This is a genomic window from Candidatus Dependentiae bacterium, from assembly GCA_018266175.1.
Classification (GTDB): Bacteria; Babelota; Babeliae; order Babelales; family RVW-14; genus JAFEAY01.
This window is the reverse complement of the sequence record JAFEAY010000021.1, coordinates 329,368-352,416: the sequence shown is the minus strand read 5'-3', so window position 1 is coordinate 352,416 and position 23,049 is coordinate 329,368. Positions and strand designations below refer to the sequence as shown.

Genomic DNA, 23,049 nt, shown 5'->3' with positions numbered 1-23,049 from the left:
ATGGCTGTTTTCTCAACAACAACCTCATTATACGACATTCAAAGAATAAAGCAATGAATAAAAGCATTATAAATTATTTAATTTGTGTAAGAGCTGTTTAAAGTCTTCTGGAACGGGGCATACATAGCGATAATGCTTGCCTTTATAGCTAAATGCTAGTTTCCATGAATGTAATGCCTGTCGGTTAATAAGTGGGGATTTTACTCCATACGTTTGATCGCCCAGAATTTTGTGGCCAATTGATGCACAGTGAACACGGATTTGATGGGTTCTTCCCGTAATGATTCGTGCGGCAATAAGTGAAGCTTCATCGTAATGCTTTAAAACGGTATAAAAAGTGGTTGCTTCTCGGCTAGCAATGCCGTATGGAGCCATTTTGTGACGCTGATTTGGGTGTCTGCCAATAGGTACATTGATTACACCTTCAGATTTAGGTTCTCCCTGAGTAGCAGCAAGGTAGGTTTTTTCAATTGATCGATCTTTAAATAGTTTTGCAAGCTCATACTGAGCAGGGATGGTGCGGGCTATAATCATGAGTCCTGACGTATCTTTATCAAGGCGATGGACGATGCCTGGGCGTTGCATATCATTAAAGTCGATGAGTTCTGTAAACAGGTGTAATAGGCCATCAACAAGGGTTGGTTCAATCGATCCTGCGCTTGGAGCATGAACAACTAAGCCAGGCGGTTTATTAATAATTAAAAAGTCAGGTTGTTCATCAATAACCTGAAAGTCTATTTTTCGAGGTATAGCCTTATAGCTAGGAGGCACGGGAAAGGTAAAGGTGATGATATCGCCAATTTTTAGTGATGCACTTGGTTTAGTTATGATTTTTCCATTAAGGCAAACAGCTTCATCATAGATAAGCTGCTGAAAGTATGACCGTGAATATGCAGGAAATTGCTCGTGTAAGAACTTATCAAGCCTCACTTCTCCAGTTATTTGCGCCGCTTGGACGCATAGGGTAATGATTTCTTTTTGATTCATGATGAAATGCTTTACAATAAAATTATGCCAATAAAGCGCATACTATCTGAAATAATCGTACACCCCTATCCAAAACAGGTATTTTTCATTATATTTTATGGTAGGTCAAAGTCAAATAGGAATTTGTCAGTGGCTGCTCACTGGGGAGTCTGTCATGCTTCAAATAAAGAAAATTCTCTTTCAAGTTGAGAATAATATTGCTGCTATTATTCAAGAAGATACTGCCCTGGGCAAAGATTTGTGGCGAATTTTGCTTGATCAGCATCATGCTGACATAGCTATGCTTATGATTAAGCTTGATTTCAAGTATCAAGTTGCCTTGTTTAAAAAGCTTCCGCGAGAGATTTCGGTTAAGGTTTTTCGTAAAATTCCCGAGCCACTCCAGGCTGAGTTGTTGAGCGAGGTTGAAATTGATCATGTAGCCGCTTTTCTTAAGTCTATGCCAATTGATGAATTGACTGATCTATTTGACCATCTTTCCGATGAAGATTTAGAAAAATATCTCAAGCTTTTGCAAGGAAAACAGCGTAGTCAAATTATTTCACTGCTTACGTTCAACCCTCGTTCTGCGGGTGGACGTATGAATAGCGATGTTATTACGCTTCAAAAAGATTTTACGGTCAAGAGAAGCGTTGACCTTCTACAAAGAATTAGCGCGCATAAAATGCTTACTGAGCGTATATTTGTTACCAATAGAGATAATGTTCTTGTTGGCTTTGTTACGCTTGATATGTTGGTTCTTAATAAGCCAGAGACACCATTGGCTCATATTTTAAAAGAAAATGAATTTATTGTTTATGTGAGTGAAGATCAGGAAGATGTGGCAAACCAAATGCATCACTATGGCGTAATGGTTGCTCCGGTTGCCGATCAACAACTCCATTTTTTAGGTGTTATTACTGCAGATGATATGTTTGAGATTATTAAACAAGAAGGTAGTGATGACGTTTATAAAATGTCTGGACTGGTGCCGGTTGAACATAGTTATTTTGCAACATCGCTTTGGAAGCTTGTTTGGCAACGAGGTATTTGGCTTGTTGGCTTACTTTTATTTCAAAGCTTTTCAAGTGCAATTCTTGCAAGTTACGATTCATTGTTGAGTAATTTTACAATTATTTCAATCTTCCTGACCATGCTTATTGGGACTGGTGGAAATGCAGGCAACCAGTCGGCAACGCTTGTTATTCGTGGTCTAACAACCAAAGAAATGTCACGACACAATGCCTGGCGCGTTTTGTGGCGTGAGCTTATGGTCGGATTTTTAATAGCGACAACGCTTTTTGCTGTTGGCTTTTCACGTGTTTATTTTTCCTATTACGATGCGGTGAGTGCTGTGGCAATAAGCTTATCGTTGTTTCTTATCGTTATTGTTTCGATTGTTTCAGGCTCTCTAATCCCCTTGCTTCTTGACCGCTTAAATATCGATCCAGCACACTCTGCAGCACCATTTTTAGCAACACTCATGGATATCTTGGGGGTGATGATATACTGTTTTGTGTGCAGTAAAATATTCGGTTGGTAAAAATGTAAAAAATGAGCGCATGTTCCGATTTAAAAAGCATATAGAAGTGTTCAAGACTAAAGATGCGTTTAAAGAGATGATGAAAAAAGTTCAAGAAAAAGGGCTTGCACCGTCTTTGCCAAGGATGAATTTTAAAATACTTACTATTTTAGGATTCAAGCCCACAACATATGTTTTGCCATCTGAAGAGTCAATAAATGTGCTTGAAAAACTTATAACTCAAGGCTCTCTTACAAAGATGAAAGTTCAAAAAGAGCTTTGTAGAATTATAACATCTAAACCAACAATTCATTTTTATGTCATTTTTAATAGTTATCCAATCTATGAACTCATACTAAAATTCCCGACATAGTAAAAAGCCTGTAAGAACAGGCAAATTGACATAAAGCCAAAACCGATGATTGGCACCTTACCCAGCGAATGCGAATTGATCGAAAATGATTAAGCCAGTCAATCGATCGTTCAAGAATCCACCTGTGTCGAGATGAAACTTTTTCAAAATTGTTTTTCGATCTGCACTTGTTAACGTTAACCAAAGGTATAAAGTTCATCTGCTTCAAAGAATCTTTAATTTTCTTGGATTCATATTCTGTTGAGCATATCTTCAGAAATTTTACATTTTCGATCTGAAGAGCTTTTTAATCTTTTTTAGATAAGACTATTGAATTTAGACTGAAGCAATTTATGCCGGCAGACTTGGTTTTAACTGATAAAGACACATTATTACATGACATGAAAAATTTAACGGCTGAACTTTTTAAGAAGATAGTGCCTATTGGCATTCCTGGAAGCTATGCCAATAGGGTCTTGTGTTCAATTCCTGATGTGCTGAAAGCCCCCTGTATGCCACAGCTTATGGGTTGCTTGCCTACACAACGGAGAGCAAAGGAAGTCAAAATACTTAATATATTTACATTTGAAATATATTAAGTGTATAATCTAATTATATTACATATTATTAATTTGTAGAAAAATCTTATTATTATTGTTAAAGGAGATATTGTCATGAAGAAAGTTCTATATTTCTTAAGTTTTTCTTTGATAATCGCTGGCATTACTCATTCAGGATACTGCTTACCTTTTATTGGAAAAAATAAAAATAAAAAGAAAATTTCTCAATTTTCTGGTCTGCCAAAGGTTGGTTTTGGTGAAACTCAGGCTATGTTATTGAAGAAGGGCGTCTTTCCTCCTAAATTATTATGGGATGCTTTCATAATTAATGATATACGTCTCAAGCAATTACTTAAAGCGGTTATGTATTTGAACGGTCGACTATCAGCAATAGAAAATGAAATGGGAGTTACTGCTCCAGATATGGATAAAGTTGATAGCGTTAGAGACGCCCTGAGTAAAATTGTACGAGAAGGAAAAGCCATTGCAGCATCATCAAGTTCTTTAAGTAATATAGCTGCAGCTGAGCAACAGCTTATCGAAGAAGATCAGGATTAATTCTGAATTTTTCGTCTTTTTTATCCTTTGTTGAAGCAAATTTTATGACTACGATAAAAAATCAACAAAACCTAAAACATTTGTGGGTATGTGCTTCTTAAAAAATGAAATAAGCTTACTTCAATAAGATATTGAGTTGCTTTATGAAAACTTTCAATTCTATCCAGAGCACCTTGAACACTCTGGATAGATTGAGTATCATAATAAAGAGCTTGTAAATGTTGCTCCTGATTTTTAATGGTAACCTGTATCTCTTCTGGAAAAAAAGATAAATCTGTATCAAATAAATCATAAAATTTACTTGCATGTTTTATTGCCAAGCTTATTACTTTTTTAATTGCTTTTTTGTTCCGAGAATTTAACTGATAGCTTTGGGCAGCTCTATAGGCTGAACTTTGCGCAGCACCTTTAATTGCTAAAAGGTCAAGACTAATAAAGTCTATACGGTTAAGCAACCGTAAGGCTTCTTCTTTCTCAGCCCAACTCATTTCATTGATTGGCTCTGAATACTCAACACTTAGCTTTCTTACTGCTGTAACCAGAGAATCAACACCTTCCTCAGCGCAAGCACATCCAACTAAGCCTGCTAATACAAATATAAAAAGACTGCAAAATTTACGTAACATTATAAACATCCTACTTAAAAATAAAATTATTAACCATGTATGTGAAAAAGGGTTAGTAGTCTAACATCAGATTGGAATAGAAGATACTTGTTTAATAATAAATTAAAATATGAAGTAGTGCGCAAATGAATTTATCAAATGCAGCAGACATAAGTTTACGCCTTAAGATCTTCGTAATAGCTTTTTCTTAAGTGTGCTCTAAATCAACTTTGAGGTTTTCGATGAGTTGTTGAGTAAGTTGATCGTAAATCTTAATATTTTCAACCATGTCATTAACCGTTTCAACATTATCTGAGCTCAAAAGAATTGCACGTAATTTTTGGAACTTGTCTCGCAAAAATTCCATCATATTACCGGGCAAATTTTGCATTGCTTCTTTATAAGCTTCAAGACCGGCATGTGCACCATCATGTCCTGCAAGTAAAGTTGATTTAATGGCGCTTTTATCCGAGCAACCATCTTCATATTCGCAAGCTTTGACCCGTGATTTAGATAAGGCAGCCTCATTATTTGATCGCATTATAACTGCAAGATTATTAAGCTCTTTGACCACAGCTACTCCTTGATAACAAGCAAGTAACCTTTTCTCCATATGAAGATCTGCAATCTCTTGAGCAGTCATACCGAAACAAACTGACCCACTCAACAAGAGTATGCTATAAGAAATTATGCTATAAAACAATTTCATATTTTCTCACTTTCTTAATTTGATTAAACCATCCTGTTCTCAAAAATATAACCACAAAAAAAGTGTAACATAAACAAACAGCTCTCAAAGAAAAAAGTTGCACCGCTTCATTGTGCTATGCGATACTTAAAATATCAAAAAAAATGATCTTGGGGGAAAGGGGATCTATGAAGCAAGGTTTTACACTGATTGAATTAATGATTGTTGTTGCAATTGTTTCGTTTTTATCAGCTGTTGCTATTCCACAATGTTTTAAATATCAAGCACGAGCAAAGCAAGCTGAGGCAGCGGTCTTTTTGGCATCATTGCATACAGCAGAATTATCGTACTACGCACAACATACCGAATATACAAATAATCTTGCCGGCGAGCACGGCTTAGGCTGGAAACCAGAGGGGTACCTGGGTGGTGGCAAACAAGAAAAATTTTATTATACCTACGGTTTTAATAGCTCAGATAGCGCAGAAGGCATTAATTACTTCACCGGTAAATGCGGTACTACAAAAAATGATTTAGGTCAGACTCGTGCTGATAAGAGCGGTTTTATCATTAGAGCTGCTGCTGACTTACTGGGAAATGGCAAACTTGATATCTGGCAAATTGATCAGAATCGAACTATTTCTCACATACAAAATGGACTCGACTAAAAGTAGAAATCCCCCGACTTTAAACTGGGGGATTATCAATTTTTTAATACTTCAAAGCTTAGCGCTGAACAACCAGCTCAGATGCTATAAAATTTGATTTATTGTAATTGGAAATCTTATACGAAGAATTTTTTGGCAAAACCAGAATATCACTTCGAGATATTTCGGTTTTAAATAATTCCTGTCCTTCTTGGCTCAGCTCAAAATCAGCTACGCCTTGAAAGACATGAAGAATAACGACCTTTTGCCCATCAGTAGTATTTTCATACGACTGACGTGGGTTCAAATAAATCCCCTGAGCGTTAACCTTTTCATCCCCAAATAATGCTAAATTAGACAAACCAGAACTAAGCGAGACAGAGCGTGCCTCTAAATTTGTTTTAAGTAAATCAGTCACCATTGACTCCTTTAATTCGAAAAATTTTAACCTAAAAATAATTTTTATTATCTCAATGGTATCGAATTTAAGCAGACCATTGATAGGATTGCTCTCAATTACTATCCGATTCATTGAAAAAAATGCGCTTTAAATAAGCAAAACATTAAGAAACGTAGAAGCGAACAGAATATATCCAACAGCACCAAGTACAAGAAATGGTCCAAACGGAATTTTGGTTGTTTTTCCTTGACCGGTCACTGCTAAATAGATACCGCCACAAAGTGTACCCATAATTGATGCAAGCATCAAGGAAATCCATACCCCCGAGGGGCCTGAGAATGAGCCAATGAACGCAAGAAGCTCCATGTCTCCAACTCCGATTCCATCTTTACCCGTTGCGTAGGTAAAAATTTTGGCAACAGCCCATAAAATTCCATATCCAAAAAAAGCACCTATCAAGCTGGCTCCGGCGGAAATTGGCAGTAATCCAAATATTGCACAGACAAAGCCAACAGGAACTAAGTAAATAGAGAAAAGTTGCGGAATTACCATTGCCTCAAAGTCAGTACGAACGGCAATAATAAGGGCTGAAAAAAATAATCCATAGGCTAATTGATAACCTATAACTTGAGAAGAAAGCTGCGAAATAACATCAATAAACGGTTGATTAAAAAAATCAAATTCAAAAATACCCAACTCCTCAACGGGTAGCCTAAAAAAAAGAGACCACGCTATGAATGCCGTCAGTAGTTCGATGAAGGGATAAAGCCAAGAAATGGTGGCCCGACATAAACGGCATTTACCTCGCAATAATATCCATGAAAAAAGTGGAATATTATCATACCAAGCAATACCACATCTGCAAGCAGGGCAGTATGAACGCGAAGTTAAAAATGGTTGATCATATAAAACTCGATAAGCAACAACATTTAAAAATGAACCCCATACTAATCCAAATAAAACAATAATAATTTCATTAAGGATCAACAAAGGCCTCATGAGCGCAAACCTGCTTTAACTAAATCATGAATATGCACAACACCTACTGGTTTTTGGGCATCCACTACAACAAGAGAGGTAATGTTAAATTTTTCCATAATCAAAAGCGCATCGTAAGCAAGGTTAGCAACTTCAATAGTCTTTGGCACTGTAGACATAATCTGACCAGCGCAACGGTCAAACACCACAGGTCCCTGCTCACAAGCGCGACGCAAGTCACCATCAGTTATGATGCCACTCAAATGACCGAGCTGATCAAGTACTAAGCCAACACCTAGTTTGCGTAAAGATATTTCAGCTAACACTTCTTTAAAGGGCAAATCGACAGGCAACAATGGAAGCGTTTGTGTCGAATGCATCAATGCACGAACCGTCAACGTAAGTCGTTTACCCAAAGCGCCACTTGGATGCGATCGAGCAAAGTCATTATGCCCAAAACCTTTTTTCTTACTCACCGCCAATGCAATCGCATCACCAAATGCAATCATCAAAGTTGAACTGCTTGTTGGAGCAAGATTCATAAAGCAAGCTTCTCCTTGAAATGGAAGCTTTATCACTAAACCGGCAAGCTGAGTGAGGTTGCCATCACCACAACAAATTAAACTTGTCTTATTGCCTTGCCCTTTTAAAATGGAGAAAATTTGCTCCAATTCAGAACCGGTAGCACTCTTTGAAAGCGCTATAAAAAGATCTTCCGATCTGACCATCCCCAAATCACCATGCAATGCATCGCCCGGATGAAGAAAAAATGATGGAATGCCAACGCTTGAATAGGTTGCCGCAAGCTTGCGTGCAACTAAACCGGATTTGCCTGTGCCTGAAAATACGACACGGCCAACAGTATTTAAAATTTTTAAAACCAGCTGAACAGCTGTTTCTGGAAGTTTTTGAGCAGCAAAAGATATTGCCTGAGCCTCTTTTATCAAGACATCAACAATGTCCTGCTGTATTGCATTGTGCAATACAAGCTGCTCAGATGCTGGGGTGATCTGTTGCTTGCAGCTACCCTGCATACCACTTCCCCTTTACTCTTCGTCGCTATCCTCAGGATTCTGGACGCTTACAAGTTCTTCTTCAAGAACTTTATCAAGCAATCCATGGATACGACGCTCTTTCTCTTTATTTTCATCATACACAAAGACAAGCTCTGGCGTATAACGAGCATTAATTGTCCGAGCAAGCTCTTTACGCATGGAGCCTTTATATAATTTAAGGATCTCCAAGGCTTTCTCGTATGAGGCCAGGCCATCAGGGACAAATGAAGTAAAATAAACAAAGCAAATGCCTGTATCTGCAGAAAATTCAATACGTGTTACGTATACTTCTGCAACTGCAGGCTCTTGTGCAGCAAGTGCTTGAACAATTACAGAAAGCTCTCTGAGATAAAGCTTTTTACGTTTATCTTGCTTAATATTACTTCGAGTGCTCTGGCCATGCTTATTAGGTTGAGACATTATTTATGTCTCCGTTATAAAAGCATGCTTTCAGCATTTTTGATAAAATTATTCTTAATTGAACGCATCAAACGTTTGCGACGCTTCTGTGTTGGTGGTTCATAATAAACCTGACGCTTCATGTCGCGAATAACGCCTTCACGCTCAATCTTTTTCTTGAGCTGTTTAAGGCTTTTTTCAAGATTACCAGAAACCTGGATTTCGATGTTATGTTTTCTTGCCATGTGCTTAAAACACCATCCTTTTGAGGAATTAAAGTTTTGACCAGTAAAAAATCTTTAGTAGCCATCATTTTACTGAATCCTACTGTATTTGTCAAAATAGACGTATCTAAAGTTCTCAACAGGGCATATCAGGCTTTTGAGCTGGGAAATCGCCCTGATTAATTACTCTTAAAAAGTCAGAGTTACGCTGCCCATAGTAGTAGTCGTGCGGTAGACTCTGACACCACTAATATAGGCCTGAAGGCCAAATCCAAATGAAAGGAGGGGGGTAACGCGATAATTAAACCCTACAGAGGCCTGCTGGTTCTTCCATTCAGAATCTCGCTCTAAAATAGGGATACCGATAGAAAAAGCTTTATAACGGTCAGTATTAGCCTCTCGTAAGGTAATTGAATCTTTCAAATGTCGGGTATATAGCCAGTCAACATAAACCGACAAAGTACTAATAATGTCCTCAGCCTTCATTGATGCATTCAGATACCAGGTTAAACCAGGGTGTTTATGAATGTTAGCCTTCCATGGAATAATTCCAGTCTGATAGATGCTGGTTGGTACGCGCTGATTAGAAAGCTCGCGCTTATTTGCAAACATAACGCCTCCACCAAAGCTTGTCTGAAGCATTTCAGGAAAATCAAAGCTCAAGGACCCATCAAGCGTAACCATGGTAAAACCATCGTTGCCCGTTGCAATTGAAAATTGCTTGTCAGGATTGCGCTCTTCTCCGGTTGGCAACCAAATACCAGCTGAAACGTAGGGGATTATGCTGCATGAAAAATCACCCTCTTTATCTGCTATTTCAAAGGGGTGCTGCCAATACATATACAAATGAGTGTCTTCCCATTTTGATTCACGAACTTCGCCCAGATCAAGACTCAGATCTTTAGCAATAAGATTACGTATTTTTTCATCCATAAGATTTCGTAAAATATATTGGGCAGATTTATCAAGAACGTCAACGCCAGGAGTTCCTGCAGTACCATCAGATTTTGTAGCAGGCAATGGTTCTTTTTGCACGACCTTTCCGTCAACCGTTTCAGTATAAGAAAGACCAGCAAGCTTTCTAAAATCATTCGCTAAATTAAATTCAGCTTTTTGCTTGTAGTCGGCAACACCGCTACGCATACCAAGACCCAAGCCAAATTTAAAATCAAAGGACATTTGTCCTCGAACGCCGATGCGTTCATAACGAACATGAACAGAATCATAGTAAGCAAAAGTATCTCGCTCAGAATTAAAATCATTTTCATTGGTATAGTCGACACCAACCATTCGATATACACCCTCAACATTTGCAAGACCAGGAGGAGTTGGCACAATTGGGAGAGAAAGAATGTTAATCGCTGCTTTCGATTTGTCTAAATTTGCAGTTGAAAGCCCGGTTGGCTTTCCAGCAGGTCCAAAAAATACCCCTAGCATATTCCACTTACCGTAAATATCACCGATGGGAACCTTTTGTCCACAAAAATTTCTTCCACTTTTTGCATGCTGATGATACGGAGAAAGATGAAATTGAATATGGCTTGATTCAAGTGTTGAATAATATTTATCACTCCCTTTTACGGTATGAAAAGGTTGCGTATCTTGAATGTTATACAACGGAAGCGTATGACAATCAAAAACAAGCGTCATCGCACCTATGATCATGATACTCAGCTGTTTTTTTTTATTTATTGCACGTTTAAACAGAGACATTCAGTTCCTTTCACCAAAGGCAAGCATCTGATCTTGAAAATACATTTGAGTTATACCACCTGAGAGCTTGCTCGGTCAAGAAAGCGCACTGAGTTATTGATTGTGCGCATACAAGTTGATTATACTTGACAAAAAATTATTAAGATCTTCATACGCAATAAAAAAAAGGGCTATGTAAACATGGAAAAAAAATTTAACAAAAGTCTCTTTATTTTTCATCGCGACTTACGGCTTGATGATAATACCGGTTTAATCGAAGCTCTTAATAATTCAAAATCAGTTATCCCTTGCTTTATTTTTGATCAGGCACAAGTTTCGGATAAAAACATTTTTAAAAGTAACAATGCTCTCCAGTTTATGATTGAGTCACTTGAAGATCTTAATGCGCAACTTAAAAAACGCGATGGTAAGCTTTTTTTATTTCACGGCACAACACACGAAGTACTTGAAAAGCTCATTGAGCAAATATCGATAGACGCCATTTTTTCTAATCGCGATTACACCCCTTTTGCCCACAGACGGGATCAAGCAATTGTAAAAATGTGCAAAAAGGAATCAATCGATTTTTATAGCCTTCCCGATGCTCTAATCCAAGAACCGGAGACAGCATTGAAAACAAACAAACAACCCTATACCATTTTTACTCCATTTTTTCGTAATGCATCTAAGCTTGAAGTTGCACAACCTGTTAAAAATAATCATTCCAACTATTTTTCTGGATCTATTCCTGGATCAGATTCATCACTGCTCAAAAAGCTCATGCCAAGAGCTAACAAAGATATTTTTATTCATGGAGGCAGGGCTGCCTGTAAAAAAATCATTGCTCACCTGGATAATTATAAAAAATATATCCAAACACGTGATTTCCCCGCGCTTGAAGCAACGACTGGACTCTCTGCTCACAATAAATTTGGAACCTGCTCTGTTCGAGAAATTTTTTATGCTGTTCAAGAAAAACTTGGCGCAAGCCACCCGCTGATTAAGCAACTCTATTGGCGTGATTTTTTTACCCATATCGCTCATCACTTTCCCTATGTTTTTGGTCATGCATTTCATGAAAAATTTGATGCGATTGAATGGGAAAATAACAAAAAAAAATTTGAAGCATGGTGTCTTGGTAAAACAGGATTTCCGATTGTTGATGCTGGCATGCGCCAACTCAATACAACCGGCTTTATGCATAATCGTGTCCGCATGATTGTTGCTTCATTTTTAGTAAAAGATTTGCACATTGATTGGCGCTGGGGAGAACGATATTTTGCAACACAACTTATTGATTACGACCCTGCAGTCAATAATGGTAACTGGCAATGGGCAGCATCAACAGGGTGCGATGCGCAACCATATTTCAGAATATTTAATCCGTGGCTGCAGCAGAAAAAATTTGATGTTGATTGCTTGTATATCAAGCAATGGGTTCCTGAACTTGAAAAAGTTTCCGTAAAAGATATTCATACATGGCCTGTAGCACATACAAAATATAGTTGTAACTATCCAGCGCCCATAGTCGATCATACGCAAGCAGCAACTGAAGCAAAGCTTATGTTTAAACAAGCAAGATAAAAAAATAAAAACTCAATAATAATGAAAAAATCATAATTTTACTTACATCATAATTTTCGTATTACCTTCACAGTATCAAACAAATTTCGTATATTCTCTTGAACTGATGCCAGAGCTCACTCTTTAATTAAGGCTTCTTGTATGCTTATTTATCTATTTCTTTGCATGTATATGCTTTTTTCTCCACTCAACGGTATGCATTCAAAAGCATTAGGAAAAACAACTTCAAAATCTGCATTTGACTCCAATTTTTTAATTGATGAAGCAGCAATTGCAGCTACTCAAAGCCTCTGGATATCAACAAATAAACAATTCAAAGAGCTTTGTGCTCAGGGAGTTCAAGAACTTACACGAAGTAATTTAGAAATATTACTCATTTCATGGGATTCGATTATTGCTCGAGGACTCAGCACTGGTACCCCCCTTAAAACAATTCAACAAAAAACAACCTTCGTTCGTTCAAAGATTGCAAAAATTTTACGCATACCCCAAAACAACCTTACACTTGCAAGTATTACGCTTCTTGAAAATCCTTTGTTTGATAACAATCTGATTGCAATAACTCATCGTGCACACCAACTTGGATTATCACCAGATCAAATCGGTCATCTCCAAAAAATTCTTATTCTCTTATTCGGTTCAGAATCTGAAAATTACTATGACCTTCTTGTACGATTAAAAAATGCAATTTTTGCAGGAAATCAAAAAAAAACACATGCTATTCTTTTGCAAAGCACCCCTGTAAATGGCGTCATAACCAGGTACGGACGTACAGGTCTCATGGTTGCTGTTAGAGCAGAATGGACCGATATTGTTGCAATGTTGCTCAAGCACTCAGAAATCGATATAAATGCTCAAGATTTAAAAGCCGGACTTGAAGGATGGACAGCGCTCCATCATGCAGTCTCTTTCGGCAATCTCAAGGTCTGTAAACTATTACTGAACCACCCTTTGCTTAATATCGATATACAAACGACGGCTGGCGAAACCGCAGTTATGATTGCAGCGCAGAATAACGATTCTAAAATTCTTGCTGCTATTTTTGAAAAGTTTCCTAATGTTGATTTATCACTTCGAAACACAAACGATAAGCGAGCATTAGACCTTGCTGCAACAAAAACAATAGCACGACAAATTATATCTCATTTTAAAAGCCAATGCATCTCATAATCAATCTCAGAAGGACTTTCATGAAACCAGTAAAACTCCAACTTATTGCAGCTCTCATACCATTATCGATTTTTTCTTGCACACTCTATGCTATGGATATGGATAGCTCTACGGCTCCAGCAACACCCAACAGCTCCAGTATTCAACAATTTTATCCACCCTATATTAGCTACTCTTTTCAATACCAACAGCCATCAATAACTCATCCCAGAGATTTTTGCAGAGCGCTTTTATCGGATGAATATGTTCATAATTATGTAATATATTTGAGAAATGCTATTGGAAGCGCTCAATTTCCAATTTTATATGACGCAAATTTTTTTTATAAAAAGATCTATGACCTTCTTGCTCAATGCGACAAAACCACTGCAAACACCATTCAGCTACTCTTCTGCAATCCTTTGTATGGAAATAACCTCATTCAACTTATAAATTGTGCCCATCTAGCAGGACTCACCATTATTGAGATAGATGCTATTCGATTGCTTTCGCTGGCTATTTACGGAAGAAGTTGGTTCAATTGCATTCAACAGATGAAATTTGCTCTTCACAACAATAAACCCGATATGGTCAAAGCCCTCTTAGCTCTTGGCGTACATCCAAATTGGCTTATTAGTAATGAAGGAGTATCCGCTATCATATCTGGTTTGCATTCAAAACAGGACAATATTGTTTTGCAATTACTTGAAGCACCGGGAGTTGATATCAATACCCCTGATATCTTTGGAAGAACTCCACTCATGCAAGCAGCTTACAACAATAATCCTGCAATCATTGCAAAGCTTGCAAAGCTTGATAATCAAAACCCATCGGCTCTTGATTATCAAAATAAATCAGCACTGGACCTTGCAGTAGAACAAGGCAGCATTAATGCTGTCAATGCACTCATCGAGTGTTTCGATATAGATTCTATAGATAAAATAACAAGTGCGATTAAGGCTCGTAGCCTCAATTATCATGAAATTTATTATCACATTTATCAAAGCATATCCTCTAATTGGACATGTTTTTTGAGTTCTTCAACAAATCCTATAGTATAAAAAAAAGGCTACTGCAACTCATGTTTAACAAAAATTTAATGTTATTTTTGATGATTATCATTACAGGATCAACTCAATTTAAATCAAACGCTATGAGACTTGAAAGATCATTTGACCTTACTCCTGACTATAATTTTTCTTTTTTTCAAAATTCACTTTTTGAAATCTCCAAAGAAAAAATCTTCTTCAACGCCCTATTACAAAACAATGAAGTAGCTCTGCTTGCTGACTACTTACTCGATTTACCAGAAAACTTGCAGCTTAAAGTGCTCCCTGAAGCGCAATACTTTAAGCGCGGTATAAATTTGTATCTTTATGTAAATAATATCTCACTACCTCAAAGCATTTATGAATGTTTTTGTAACCCACTCCAAAACGACAATCTCATACAACTTATTTATTATGCACATACAGCAGGACTTTCTGTGGTTGACGTAGAAAAAATTAGACTTCTTTCTCTTGCAATCTATGCTCCTTGTACTTTTTATGCTATTGCACAAACGCAAGCGGCAATCAAGGCAATGAACTTTTCTTTAGTGAATTACTTATTCATGATTGGTATCCAAAAAAGCTGGATTGTCGCCTACGCTGGAAAATCTGAATTCAATCAGCCTCTTTATCACTATGTGTAAGATTGGCGTATATAAAAACTTAAAATCATAGAATATAGCTATAAAACAAGGGTTTCTCTTGTTGATAACTTAATTATCGGCTAAAATAAAAAAATGGAAAAAACCTTTGATGTGATCGTTATTGGCGGAGGACATGCCGGTGTAGAAGCTGCTCATGCCGCCGCACAAATGGGATCCAAAACACTCCTTCTCACACTCCACTTGGATAAAATAGCCTCCATGCCCTGCAACCCATCGATTGGTGGTCTTGGCAAGGGGCATATTGTCTATGAGGTAAGCGCTCTTGGTGGCCTTATGCCACGCTTATGCTCAACAACCTACCTTCAGGCCCGCATGCTCAATACGCGCAAAGGTCCTGCAGTACAAGGGTTACGCCTACAAATTGATAAATATGCTTACAGCAAGCTTGCTGCCCAAGAGCTTTTAAAACTCCCCAACTTAACTATTTTGCCGCACATGGCTGCTGAAATTTTAACCACCGGAGAGCTTGGCAAGCGCCAGATTACTGGAGTACGAACAGCCGATGGCCTAGAATTTACCGCCCCTTGCGTGGTGGTAACTACCGGAACCTTTATGAGCGGATTGGTCCACGTTGGCCGCACACGCTACCGCGCTGGTCGCCGTGGCGAAGAGGCTTCTTACGGACTTTCCAACTCTATTGCTCATGCAATGGGTGTACCTGTTGGCCGACTTAAAACAGGAACACCGCCTCGCCTCTTGCGGAGTAGTATCGATTTCAGTCAGCTAGAACAACAAGAAAATGAGCCTTTAGACTATTTATACGAATTTGATGAGCTTGAAGTCAAAGAACAAATTCCCTGTTTTATTGCACAAACTAACCCGCATACCCATGAAACCATTGGTAAAAATTTACACCTTTCTGCGCTTTATAGCGGTAATATCAAGGGGACCGGTCCCCGCTACTGCCCTTCTATTGAAGATAAAGTAGGCCGCTACCCTGACCGCACAGGCCATCACGTTTTTATTGAACCTGAAGGGGCTGATATTGACGAAGTCTACCCTGCAGGTCTTTCAACCTCGCTTCCGCTTGATGTGCAATATCAATACATTCGAAGCATGAAAGGCTTAGAAAATGCGGTCATTTCAAAGTGTGGATACGCTATTGAATATGACTTTATTCAGCCAAATAATTTAAAACATACACTTGAAACTAAAACAGTACGTGGCCTCTTTTTAGCCGGTCAACTCAATGGTACCACCGGATACGAAGAAGCAGCAGGACAAGGTATTGTTGCCGGCATTAATGCTCACTTACAGCAAGCAGGCAAAGAGCCGTTTATTTTAAAGCGAACCGAAAGCTATATCGGCATCATGATTGATGACCTGATTATGCTGGGCGCTGATGAGCCTTATCGCATGTTTACTTCTCGTGCAGAACGACGCCTGCTCTTACGACAAGATAATGTGTTTTTACGCTTAATGCCCTACGGCAGATCACTTGGACTCATTTCTGATGAATTATATGAAAAATTTTTGAACGAGAAATCGTTTATTGAAAAGAGCATTCAACTTATTCGTAATGCTGGAAATTTGAGCAAAATTTTTAAACTTTTTAACTCGATTGAATTCAACCCTGAAGTTCGAGCAGAATGTAAAGAACAGCTTTTTACTTTACTTGCTGAAAAAAACATCTCTACGGTTGGGTTTTCTAGCCGCGCTCTTCTAGCTATTCACGCAGATATCAAGTACACCGGCTACATAGACAAAGAACTTCAAGAAGTAGAAAAAGCTGAGCGCTATCGATGCCTTGAGCTTCCCGAGACACTTGATTACACCTCAATGTCGGGTCTCACTAAAGAACTTCAACAAAAACTTATCTACCATAAACCAAAGACTATTGCGCAGGCGCAGCTCATTCAAGGCATGACACCTGCGGCAATTTCGATTCTTATCTTTAAAACACGCCAACTATGAAATCGTGCAATACGATTGAACAGTTGATCTCACTGATGAAAATAGTGAATCATCAGCCGTTTGTCCTTCATGTGGAACTTCCTGAGAAATAACCTGATCTTTCTTGTTCTGATTTTCTTGATGAGGAGCGTCAACAACTGTATTACTCGTATTGCTATTTCCTACGACATTCGAGTTATTTATTGGAGTAACCACATCATCTTCAATGATTATGATTTCTTGAATATCCGGAGCAACATTATTCAACCTAAAAAACCGATTTGAGGTTGAACCGCCCAAGCCTCGAGGATTGCCTTCTATCACAATAGGATTACTCGCTTGCCCATTATTATTTCTTGGGTTAATTCGATTATTATCCCCATGAATTCTTGGTATATTGCGACGTGTATTACGAGGTGCATTACCTTGATACTCTTGATCAAGATTCACAATAATACGCGGCAATGTAACAGTTGGTTGATTTTGTTTCTTCTTGAGAAAAAATTTAAGTACATTTTTTTTTCGAACATCATGTTCGGTAAGAGATTGCTCTAAGTTTTTTAAATAACCCTGTGTATGATTATTTGAAATCAGCTGATCAAGTCTATTTGTACACCCTGGAGTAGGGCAGCTGTTTTTAGTTCTTTTCCAGTCAGTGATGCATGCAGTACAAAAAACATGATACCCCTGACAACAAGATATATTCATATTAACATCTTGCTCTTCGTACTCAGTCTGACACATGGCACATGTAAGTGGCTCAAGAGTATCTGAATTAATAATTCCTTCATCATCACTTCTATTATCTTCTACCTCGGATAAATCAACACAATTATTACTTGATCCGGTTGTGACCACCTCATGACTATTACTGAGGGGTAAAATATCATTTTGAGCTGTAGACACTTCATTTAACCATGAAGTATCAATATCCATTTCATCATCATCTGAAGTAACAATATCCATTACATCATTAATTATAATAGGACTTGATCCTGCATTATTTATAACAATAGTATTCCCATAACTCTGACTTATTACTTGAATAAAAGTCTGGTTCATTGAAAAAAGACTACCTGTTGTTATTATACTTGCCAAAAAAATAAGTATTTTTGCTCTATTTAAATTATTCATAAAAACTCCCATGATTTTTACCCATCCACCATGTCATCATCAAGCTGCTCAGTTTCATCGTCAAATTTACATTTTTTTAACGATCGATTCAGAAACTCTAAATCTTGATCATCATCTAAATCTTGATCACCAATAAATGATTCGAGCTTTCGCTTATTATTTTCAAGCCTCTTTAAAGTCTTTTTACAAGGCCTACCACTCTTTTTTTCTCGCTTAATTTCATACTTAATATCAGCAACTTCGGATTCAACAATTTTTTTAATCTGTTCTTTGTTACTGCTTAATTCTGGAGCACTAAGCCTAAGGATAAGAACATCGCAGTTGTTTGATAGAATCTTACGGCGTATTTTATTGTTTTTGTTATTATCACTTTGAGCAACCTGGGTACCCTCTGACTGCTCTACGCATCTAACCACCTGAGCATGTTTAGCCCTATACTGAGCAATTTGCGCTTCAAGTGAATTATCCTGCATTGCAAAGCAAGCATTAATACCTAAAAAAATTATGCCTAAATTCAGCAAAACACTAAAAATCTTCATATTAAAAAACCAAATTAAAAAGACAAAAATAAATAATACATTACAAATAGAATATAATAACGATACCATTTTGTCAAAAGGGTATCAGCACTCATACCAATAGTGTCTAATCTTGATACCTGGCCAAGCCAGCCCTTTTTAAAAAAATTTAATCCGTTATACTTTAAGAATAGGTTTAAAGGCTTAATTCCCACACATTTTTGGTCGATTTGAGGAACTTGGTGAAAAATTCTGAAATTAATCTTGATTTATCATATACCGCTGGGTTTCATGATGCTGAAGATTATGAATATAAATCTGATATTGGCTTGAACGAAGAAATCGTCTGCGAAATTTCTGCCAAAAAAAATGAACCACTGTGGATGCTTGAAAAAAGACTCCAAGCGCTTGAACATTTCATGCAACGACCTATGCCAAAATGGGGACCTGATCTTTCTAAGCTCAATGTCCACGACATTCATTATTATGTTAAGCCACGCAAGCCACACCAACGCTCATGGGAAGATGTTCCCGCAGATATCAAGCGAACCTTTGATCGACTTGGCGTTCCGGAATCTGAAAAAAAACATTTGGCTGGCCTTGGCGCACAATATGAATCTGAAGTGGTTTATCACAACCTCAAAGCCGAATGGCAAGAAAAAGGCGTTATTTTTCTTGATACCGACTCCGGATTACGCGAACACCCTGAGCTTTTTGAAGAGTACTTCGGCACTGTAATTCCTTACAATGATAATAAATTTGCAGCACTCAATACCGCTGTTTGGAGCGGAGGAAGCTTTATTTACGTTCCTAAAGGCGTACATATTAATGACCCTCTGCAAACCTACTTCCGCATCAACACCGAAAAAATGGGTCAGTTTGAACGAACGCTCATTATTGTTGATGAAGGAGCATTTGTTTCATATGTTGAAGGATGCACCGCACCTAACTATGTTTCAAGCTCGCTGCACAGCGCGGTTGTTGAAATTGTTGCACGAAAAAAATCGCGCGTTCGATACTCTACAATCCAAAACTGGTCCAAGAATGTTTATAACTTGGTTACCAAACGGGCAGAAGCTCATGAAGACGCTCTGGTTGAATGGATTGATGGCAACCTTGGCAGCGCAATTACTATGAAATATCCTGCGGTTGTCCTGAAAGGTGAACGTGCAAAAGCTGAAATTCTTTCAATTGCCGTTGCAAGCGGATCGGACCAAATTCAAGATTCAGGAGGAAAAGCTATTCACTTAGCTTCCAACACCAGCTCACGCATCATCTCAAAATCAATTTCAACCAAGGGCGGTCGTGCGAGTTATCGCGGCACCGTTAAAGTGGTTAATGGGGCTGAAAATTGTAAATCATTTGTACAATGTGATGCATTAATTCTTGACGAACAATCACGCTCTGACACCTATCCATTTATTGATATCAATGAAGATCATGTTGAAATTGGGCATGAAGCAACGGTGAGCAAAATTGGTGATGATCAGATTTTTTACATGATGAGCCGCGGCATTGAAGAAGCGCAAGCACGCACCATGATTGTAAACGGATTTATCGAGCCATTTGTTAAGCAGTTACCAATGGAATATGCGGTAGAAATGAATCGATTGATTGAACTTGAAATGGAAGACAGCATTGGATAACATGAAGACAACTCAAAAAATTATCTTAAATCAAACAGAATCTCCAGTAAGCCTCAAAGAAATACTTGCTGCTCAATTACAAACAGCAGTTCCAACTGAACTTATGCTTACTATCGAAGTACCAGCACATCTCAACGTAACGCTCTGTGATGATTTAATCACGTATGGTTCACTTGAACAATCAGTTATGCATCAGTTCACGTTTATCGTTCACGAACAAGCACACCTCAATTACTTCATGCGTGTTACTCCTGAAGCGGGAACAGAACATTTGAGTGTACAATCACTTACCAGTGCTCCTATTGTTGAAAAAGAATTAACGATTAATCTTGTAGGCGAGCAAGCTCAAGCAACACTTTCATGCGCCTGTTTGAGCGCAGGAAGTGAAGTGTTCAAGTTCACAACGCTTCAACACCACCATGCGGCACACACCACAAGTCGGCTGAGTGTTCGAGCGGTACTTGACCAGAAATCAAAGCTGTTTTGCAATAGCATGATTAAGGTTGAAAAGGCTGCCCAGCATACCGATGCTCATCTTGAAAATAAAAACATCCTTCTGAGTAACGGCTCACGAGCAGTCTCAATTCCTCAACTTGAAATCGAAGCAAACGATGTAAAGTGCGGACATGGAGCTGCGGTCAGCAAGCTCAATAACGATGATATTTTTTATCTCGAAAGCCGCGGAATCAATGCTCAAGCAACACAACGCTTGCTTGTTGATGCATTTCTGAGTATTTGATCAAAATTTTTTAAATCAGTTACTATTTCTTAGTAGTAACTGATTTTTCACTGACATACCCCAAAAGCTCTCCTCCGGTCTTTGGTTAAGATCCAAAAACTAAAATTTGTTTCACGTTTAAAATCAAAACATGATCATACCAATGTAGGCGATTGTATCCAAGAATCGAAGCTTTTAGGCGCGCCATATCAATTGGCAAGCACCAAAGACCTTGTCTATCGATACAAACACAAATTTAATTAGAAATCTTTTTCCTTTACACCCCCCCCCTAATTCTTTCTATTATGATATTAAATTATTGTTTTGAATTTTGAAAATTTCTTTGAAAAAAGGAGATGTTTATGAAAAAAAACTATTTTTTGTTCTTAAGCATGATTATTTCTAGCTTATTTTTATTTGATAGCGCAATGGCCCTCAATGAATTCGAAAAAAAAACAATTATAGATTCACTTAAAGCAATGACCTTGACTAAGATTGATGATGACAAAGTAAATGCAGATCTGGGTGACGTAGAATTTACGCAAAACAATGGGAAAACCGCAAAGATCCCTCATGCAACTCCGCTTGCATTAGCCATTAATATTGTAGACAAAACAAATCATAGAGAAAACTCGAATACGGTCAAATTGCTATTAAGAAAGAATGCCGACTTATTTTATAAGTATACGCTCATTGAAAACAGTAAGCCTTCAGAAATGATTCCCATTCAAAGTCTTGCTAATGACAATAAGTATGCTCAAGACTTAACAGATTGGCTCATGAATAACAAAAACAAAATAAATGAATATGTTGATTCGGACAATAGTACAATGACCCACGTTTTTGCTTATAGTGATAACGATCTAGGACTGCTTGAAACGCTTGTTAAAGCTGGAGCGAATATTGAGGCAGTGAATAAATATGGTAAAACTCCTCTGCATATTGCCTTGGAAAAAATACCAGGCACAGCAGGAATTAGAGCAGAAAAAATTGCGGTATATTTTCTTTATAGCACATCTATAGACCTGACCAAAATATATACTTATAAAAAAACTGACCCCTACACAAAGATGCTCAGACAAGTCACAGAATCCCTCTTTAAAACAGTATGTGATACAGCGATTGAATATTCAATTGGGATCCTTCTGAATTATGCATTCGAGAATATTATTCGGTTAAAAAAGCACAATGAAATACTTAATTCATCTGGATCTAGATTAATGCACTATTTGGCCTCAGTACCAGAGGGTAAATTTTATCTGAAATCCGCTGCAACGTACGATGAGTACAAGCCACTACTTTCAGATCTTAATAGTAAAAATGATGAGGGCGAAACACCACTTTTTCTGGCATGTGATCATAACACATTCAAGAATGTTCAAGCTCTTCTCGAGTTAAAAGCAGATATAAATTGTAAAGATAAAAAGAACAATACACTCATTCATGCAGCAGTAGATAAACTAGAAATTCTTACTCATTTATTAGAAAAAACTGAAGCAAAAAGTGCCATTAACCTAAAAAATTCTGCCGATAAGACGCCCATTCAAGAACTTATCGATACGATAAAAACTCTAACCAATAAAAATATTACAAAATATAATGACAACATTAAATTACTTCTTGAATATGGCGCACACAAAGATGGTCTTGAAGATTTGATTAAAAATGAAAATGCTTACAAAAATAATAAAAATAACCAACCTTTTTTTAATCAAGTTATCAATCTTATTAATACGACAAATGCTCAACCGAACAAAGTAACTCACTCATCAGCTCCAGAATCTAGCAGTCCACCTTCATCTTCTTCATCACCAAGTGGATCACCATCAAAAGTCAAAAAAAATAACCCTCCTCCAAAAGGGAAAAAAATAAAAGATCCTTTGACTGAAAATTTATCTAAGCTCAAGAAAAAACTACGCACACTTAAAGAAAAGCTAAAAGACTTAGCTAAAAATCTTGCTACTTTAAAAAGTAACCTCAAGTAACCTTGAAAAAAATTTATTATTCTACGCTGACAATAACCCTGAGTATTTTCTATTTTACATAC

The 23,049-nt window shown here is 37.6% G+C and carries 23 protein-coding genes; 12 read left to right on the top strand and 11 right to left on the bottom strand.

From position 1 onward, the window contains the following. Positions 1–66: 66 nt before the first annotated feature. A complete protein-coding gene (locus JST56_05670) occupies positions 67–987 on the bottom strand; it encodes an RluA family pseudouridine synthase (protein ID MBS1988451.1) in 921 nt (306 codons plus the stop codon). A 154-nt stretch (positions 988–1,141) separates the two neighbouring features. Between JST56_05670 and mgtE the strand changes: the two genes are divergently transcribed. From mgtE to JST56_05655, 3 genes are all read left to right on the top strand, one after another. Beyond that, positions 1,142–2,509, top strand: a complete 1,368-nt coding sequence (gene mgtE / locus JST56_05665; protein MBS1988450.1) for a magnesium transporter — start codon at positions 1,142–1,144, stop codon at positions 2,507–2,509. A 19-nt stretch (positions 2,510–2,528) separates the two neighbouring features. Beyond that, entirely contained in the window at positions 2,529–2,861 is a 333-nt protein-coding gene (locus JST56_05660; GenBank protein MBS1988449.1) for a hypothetical protein, read from the top strand. A 653-nt stretch (positions 2,862–3,514) separates the two neighbouring features. Beyond that, on the top strand, positions 3,515–3,958 hold the full coding sequence (locus JST56_05655; protein MBS1988448.1) for a hypothetical protein: 444 nt from the start codon (positions 3,515–3,517) through the stop codon (positions 3,956–3,958). 71 nt (positions 3,959–4,029) lie between these two features. Here JST56_05655 and JST56_05650 read toward each other — a convergent pair whose 3' ends face one another. Beyond that, complete coding sequence (locus JST56_05650) at positions 4,030–4,584, bottom strand: hypothetical protein (GenBank protein MBS1988447.1); 555 nt, start codon at positions 4,582–4,584, stop codon at positions 4,030–4,032. 187 nt (positions 4,585–4,771) lie between these two features. Then, positions 4,772–5,272, bottom strand: coding sequence for a hypothetical protein (locus JST56_05645; GenBank protein ID MBS1988446.1), 501 nt, complete (start codon positions 5,270–5,272; stop codon positions 4,772–4,774). A gap of 167 nt (positions 5,273–5,439) precedes the next feature. Between JST56_05645 and JST56_05640 the strand changes: the two genes are divergently transcribed. Next, positions 5,440–5,919, top strand: coding sequence for a prepilin-type N-terminal cleavage/methylation domain-containing protein (locus tag JST56_05640; protein MBS1988445.1), 480 nt, complete (start codon positions 5,440–5,442; stop codon positions 5,917–5,919). Positions 5,920–5,977: 58 nt separating this feature from the next. Here JST56_05640 and JST56_05635 read toward each other — a convergent pair whose 3' ends face one another. The 6 genes from JST56_05635 to JST56_05610 all read right to left on the bottom strand — a co-directional run bounded on the left by JST56_05635 (position 5,978) and on the right by JST56_05610 (position 10,667). Next, a complete protein-coding gene (locus JST56_05635) occupies positions 5,978–6,319 on the bottom strand; it encodes a hypothetical protein (GenBank protein MBS1988444.1) in 342 nt (113 codons plus the stop codon). Between the two features lie 126 nt (positions 6,320–6,445). Continuing rightward, on the bottom strand, positions 6,446–7,297 hold the full coding sequence (locus tag JST56_05630) for a prepilin peptidase (protein ID MBS1988443.1): 852 nt from the start codon (positions 7,295–7,297) through the stop codon (positions 6,446–6,448). Then, a complete protein-coding gene (locus JST56_05625) occupies positions 7,294–8,310 on the bottom strand; it encodes a KpsF/GutQ family sugar-phosphate isomerase (GenBank protein ID MBS1988442.1) in 1,017 nt (338 codons plus the stop codon). The genes JST56_05630 and JST56_05625 overlap by 4 nt, the downstream gene beginning before the upstream one ends. A gap of 12 nt (positions 8,311–8,322) precedes the next feature. Further along, the gene (locus JST56_05620; GenBank protein ID MBS1988441.1) at positions 8,323–8,751 is read right to left on the bottom strand and encodes a ribosome-binding factor A; all 429 of its coding nucleotides are present in this window, start codon (positions 8,749–8,751) and stop codon (positions 8,323–8,325) included. A 14-nt stretch (positions 8,752–8,765) separates the two neighbouring features. Further along, on the bottom strand, positions 8,766–8,975 hold the full coding sequence (rpsU, locus tag JST56_05615) for a 30S ribosomal protein S21 (protein MBS1988440.1): 210 nt from the start codon (positions 8,973–8,975) through the stop codon (positions 8,766–8,768). 168 nt (positions 8,976–9,143) lie between these two features. Further along, a complete protein-coding gene (locus JST56_05610; protein MBS1988439.1) occupies positions 9,144–10,667 on the bottom strand; it encodes a hypothetical protein in 1,524 nt (507 codons plus the stop codon). 180 nt (positions 10,668–10,847) lie between these two features. On the opposite strand from JST56_05610, the gene JST56_05605 reads away from it, so the two are divergent. The 5 genes from JST56_05605 (at position 10,848) to mnmG (ending at position 17,007) form a co-directional block, all read left to right on the top strand. Continuing rightward, on the top strand, positions 10,848–12,230 hold the full coding sequence (locus tag JST56_05605; protein MBS1988438.1) for a deoxyribodipyrimidine photo-lyase: 1,383 nt from the start codon (positions 10,848–10,850) through the stop codon (positions 12,228–12,230). Positions 12,231–12,371: 141 nt separating this feature from the next. Then, positions 12,372–13,400: an ankyrin repeat domain-containing protein gene (locus JST56_05600; protein MBS1988437.1), complete on the top strand. Its 1,029-nt coding sequence runs from the start codon at positions 12,372–12,374 to the stop codon at positions 13,398–13,400. Between the two features lie 20 nt (positions 13,401–13,420). Next, positions 13,421–14,440, top strand: coding sequence for an ankyrin repeat domain-containing protein (locus JST56_05595; protein ID MBS1988436.1), 1,020 nt, complete (start codon positions 13,421–13,423; stop codon positions 14,438–14,440). A 20-nt stretch (positions 14,441–14,460) separates the two neighbouring features. After that, on the top strand, positions 14,461–15,072 hold the full coding sequence (locus JST56_05590) for a hypothetical protein (protein ID MBS1988435.1): 612 nt from the start codon (positions 14,461–14,463) through the stop codon (positions 15,070–15,072). A gap of 93 nt (positions 15,073–15,165) precedes the next feature. Then, a complete protein-coding gene (gene mnmG / locus JST56_05585) occupies positions 15,166–17,007 on the top strand; it encodes a tRNA uridine-5-carboxymethylaminomethyl(34) synthesis enzyme MnmG (GenBank protein ID MBS1988434.1) in 1,842 nt (613 codons plus the stop codon). On the opposite strand, the gene JST56_05580 is transcribed toward mnmG, so the two are convergent. Then, complete coding sequence (locus tag JST56_05580) at positions 17,002–18,120, bottom strand: hypothetical protein (GenBank protein MBS1988433.1); 1,119 nt, start codon at positions 18,118–18,120, stop codon at positions 17,002–17,004. The two genes, mnmG and JST56_05580, sit on opposite strands and share 6 nt — an antisense overlap. Positions 18,121–18,137: 17 nt before the next feature. Then, positions 18,138–18,659 carry a hypothetical protein gene (locus JST56_05575; protein ID MBS1988432.1) on the bottom strand — a complete coding sequence of 174 codons (522 nt, stop codon included), beginning with the start codon at positions 18,657–18,659 and terminating at the stop codon, positions 18,138–18,140. A gap of 218 nt (positions 18,660–18,877) precedes the next feature. Between JST56_05575 and sufB the strand changes: the two genes are divergently transcribed. The 3 genes from sufB to JST56_05560 all read left to right on the top strand — a co-directional run bounded on the left by sufB (position 18,878) and on the right by JST56_05560 (position 22,987). Then, on the top strand, positions 18,878–20,284 hold the full coding sequence (gene sufB / locus JST56_05570; protein MBS1988431.1) for a Fe-S cluster assembly protein SufB: 1,407 nt from the start codon (positions 18,878–18,880) through the stop codon (positions 20,282–20,284). A 1-nt stretch (position 20,285) separates the two neighbouring features. Then, positions 20,286–21,023: a SufD family Fe-S cluster assembly protein gene (locus JST56_05565; GenBank protein MBS1988430.1), complete on the top strand. Its 738-nt coding sequence runs from the start codon at positions 20,286–20,288 to the stop codon at positions 21,021–21,023. 341 nt (positions 21,024–21,364) lie between these two features. Next, a complete protein-coding gene (locus tag JST56_05560; GenBank protein ID MBS1988429.1) occupies positions 21,365–22,987 on the top strand; it encodes an ankyrin repeat domain-containing protein in 1,623 nt (540 codons plus the stop codon). Positions 22,988–23,049 lie beyond the last annotated feature (62 nt).

What these genes read in the sequence shown, in the direction of transcription:
- JST56_05670 (MBS1988451.1), bottom strand. Translation starts at nt 987, where the DNA reads ATGAATCAAAAAGAAATCATTACCCTATGCGTCCAAGCGGCGCAAATA.
- mgtE (MBS1988450.1), top strand. Translation starts at nt 1,142, where the DNA reads ATGCTTCAAATAAAGAAAATTCTCTTTCAAGTTGAGAATAATATTGCT.
- JST56_05660 (MBS1988449.1), top strand. Translation starts at nt 2,529, where the DNA reads ATGTTCCGATTTAAAAAGCATATAGAAGTGTTCAAGACTAAAGATGCG.
- JST56_05655 (MBS1988448.1), top strand. Translation starts at nt 3,515, where the DNA reads ATGAAGAAAGTTCTATATTTCTTAAGTTTTTCTTTGATAATCGCTGGC.
- JST56_05650 (MBS1988447.1), bottom strand. Translation starts at nt 4,584, where the DNA reads ATGTTACGTAAATTTTGCAGTCTTTTTATATTTGTATTAGCAGGCTTA.
- JST56_05645 (MBS1988446.1), bottom strand. Translation starts at nt 5,272, where the DNA reads ATGAAATTGTTTTATAGCATAATTTCTTATAGCATACTCTTGTTGAGT.
- JST56_05640 (MBS1988445.1), top strand. Translation starts at nt 5,440, where the DNA reads ATGAAGCAAGGTTTTACACTGATTGAATTAATGATTGTTGTTGCAATT.
- JST56_05635 (MBS1988444.1), bottom strand. Translation starts at nt 6,319, where the DNA reads ATGGTGACTGATTTACTTAAAACAAATTTAGAGGCACGCTCTGTCTCG.
- JST56_05630 (MBS1988443.1), bottom strand. Translation starts at nt 7,297, where the DNA reads ATGAGGCCTTTGTTGATCCTTAATGAAATTATTATTGTTTTATTTGGA.
- JST56_05625 (MBS1988442.1), bottom strand. Translation starts at nt 8,310, where the DNA reads ATGCAGGGTAGCTGCAAGCAACAGATCACCCCAGCATCTGAGCAGCTT.
- JST56_05620 (MBS1988441.1), bottom strand. Translation starts at nt 8,751, where the DNA reads ATGTCTCAACCTAATAAGCATGGCCAGAGCACTCGAAGTAATATTAAG.
- rpsU (MBS1988440.1), bottom strand. Translation starts at nt 8,975, where the DNA reads ATGGCAAGAAAACATAACATCGAAATCCAGGTTTCTGGTAATCTTGAA.
- JST56_05610 (MBS1988439.1), bottom strand. Translation starts at nt 10,667, where the DNA reads ATGTCTCTGTTTAAACGTGCAATAAATAAAAAAAAACAGCTGAGTATC.
- JST56_05605 (MBS1988438.1), top strand. Translation starts at nt 10,848, where the DNA reads ATGGAAAAAAAATTTAACAAAAGTCTCTTTATTTTTCATCGCGACTTA.
- JST56_05600 (MBS1988437.1), top strand. Translation starts at nt 12,372, where the DNA reads ATGCTTATTTATCTATTTCTTTGCATGTATATGCTTTTTTCTCCACTC.
- JST56_05595 (MBS1988436.1), top strand. Translation starts at nt 13,421, where the DNA reads ATGAAACCAGTAAAACTCCAACTTATTGCAGCTCTCATACCATTATCG.
- JST56_05590 (MBS1988435.1), top strand. Translation starts at nt 14,461, where the DNA reads ATGTTTAACAAAAATTTAATGTTATTTTTGATGATTATCATTACAGGA.
- mnmG (MBS1988434.1), top strand. Translation starts at nt 15,166, where the DNA reads ATGGAAAAAACCTTTGATGTGATCGTTATTGGCGGAGGACATGCCGGT.
- JST56_05580 (MBS1988433.1), bottom strand. Translation starts at nt 18,120, where the DNA reads ATGAATAATTTAAATAGAGCAAAAATACTTATTTTTTTGGCAAGTATA.
- JST56_05575 (MBS1988432.1), bottom strand. Translation starts at nt 18,659, where the DNA reads ATGAAGATTTTTAGTGTTTTGCTGAATTTAGGCATAATTTTTTTAGGT.
- JST56_05565 (MBS1988430.1), top strand. Translation starts at nt 20,286, where the DNA reads ATGAAGACAACTCAAAAAATTATCTTAAATCAAACAGAATCTCCAGTA.
- JST56_05560 (MBS1988429.1), top strand. Translation starts at nt 21,365, where the DNA reads ATGAAAAAAAACTATTTTTTGTTCTTAAGCATGATTATTTCTAGCTTA.